The organism is Mesorhizobium sp. M1E.F.Ca.ET.063.01.1.1 (genome assembly GCF_003998155.1).
Taxonomy (GTDB): Bacteria; Pseudomonadota; Alphaproteobacteria; order Rhizobiales; family Rhizobiaceae; genus Mesorhizobium.
Map to the genome: position 1 here is coordinate 1 of NZ_RZSC01001140.1, position 1,325 is coordinate 1,325.

Here is a 1,325-nt window from a genome sequence, read left to right on the forward strand (position 1 = left end):
ACTATGCGCGACTGGGCACGCTGATCCAGATGAACCCGCCGGTGCGGGCGGCGCGCCATCGCGACGGCGTCTGGCACGGCATCTCGCAAGGCATTGTCGATGTGCTGGGCTCCGACCATGCGCCGCACACGCTGGCCGAGAAGGCAAAACCCTATCCTGCCTCGCCGTCCGGCATGACCGGCGTGCAGACGCTGGTGCCGATCATGCTCGACCACGTCAACGCGGGCCGGCTCACCTTGCAGCGTTTCGTCGATCTTTCCAGCCATGGCCCGCAACGCATCTTCGGCATGGCGCGGAAGGGCCGCATCGCCGCCGGCTACGATGCCGACTTCACCGTCGTCGATCTCAAGCGCCGCGAGACCATCACCAACGCGCAGGCCGGCTCCAAGGCCGGCTGGACGCCCTATGACGGCAGGGAAGTCACCGGCTGGCCGGTCGGCACCATCGTGCGCGGCAATCGGGTGATGTGGGAGGGCGAGATCGTCACGCCCGGCCAGGGCAGGGCGGTGGAGTTCTCCGAGGCGTTGGCGGCCTAGGCCACGTTGGATTTCTTAAGCGCTCTGCACTATGTTTGCAGAACCATGACCGCAAATATCGCGCCGATCGTTCCCGCAGAGTTCCCGCAGCTCCAGGTACTCGCCTGGAGCCGAGACGCGTCGCGTCCGATCCCTGCGGAAGAAGCATTTGCGCTTTACGAACGCAATTGGCGTTTTGTTGATCAAAAAAGCCTTACCGCGCGTGAAAAGCTGCTTATTAGGAAACTTGCTGACAAGTTCGGTCATGGCATCCTTTTGACCACCTCGTGAGGTTTCGCTTTCCTCTCTTCTTGAACGTCTTCCCGCAGCAAACAATCAAAGCCGGAAACACCGCGAGTTGAGATCATGAAGGCGTTTGGAAAACCGGAACACAGGATCATTGCCGAAGCTCTCGGGCTGATGGACCGCGAGTTCCTGGCGGCCACCCAGTGCTGGTTCGGCGGTGGCACCGCCATTGTCATGAAACTCGGCGAATACCGGCGGTCACTGGATCTGGATTTCCTCTGCGCCGACGCTGACGGGTATCGCGAACTGCGGACGCGGGCGTCAGAGCTTGGCGTCCGGGCCTTCTTCCCTGAATCCGTCGAAGCTGTTCGCGATTTCCAGATCGATCAATACGGCCTGAGGACAGTGGTGCGGCTCAAGGGACAGTCAATCAGATTCGAAGTCATTCGCGAGGGCCGCATCCAGTTGCGAGGTCAGTTCGACGACGAATTGGGCATCCCAGCCCTGATTCCCCCGGACATGTTCGCCGAGAAGCTTTTGGCGAATGCCGATCGGTGCCAGGAT

Annotated in this window: 3 protein-coding genes; all 3 read left to right on the top strand. The window is 61.3% G+C overall.

The features are described from left to right. On the top strand, positions 1–536 hold a 536-nt coding region (locus EOA29_RS36710; protein WP_145970058.1), incomplete at its 5' end, for an amidohydrolase family protein. A 45-nt stretch (positions 537–581) separates the two neighbouring features. After that, complete coding sequence (locus EOA29_RS36715; RefSeq protein ID WP_127222407.1) at positions 582–806, top strand: hypothetical protein; 225 nt, start codon at positions 582–584, stop codon at positions 804–806. A gap of 75 nt (positions 807–881) precedes the next feature. Continuing rightward, positions 882–1,325 (top strand): nucleotidyl transferase AbiEii/AbiGii toxin family protein (locus EOA29_RS36720; RefSeq protein ID WP_145970059.1); only part of this gene is annotated, 444 nt, incomplete at its 3' end.

Excerpts from the sequence above, each read along its gene's own strand:
- EOA29_RS36715 (WP_127222407.1), top strand. The coding sequence starts at position 582 with ATGACCGCAAATATCGCGCCGATCGTTCCCGCAGAGTTCCCGCAGCTC.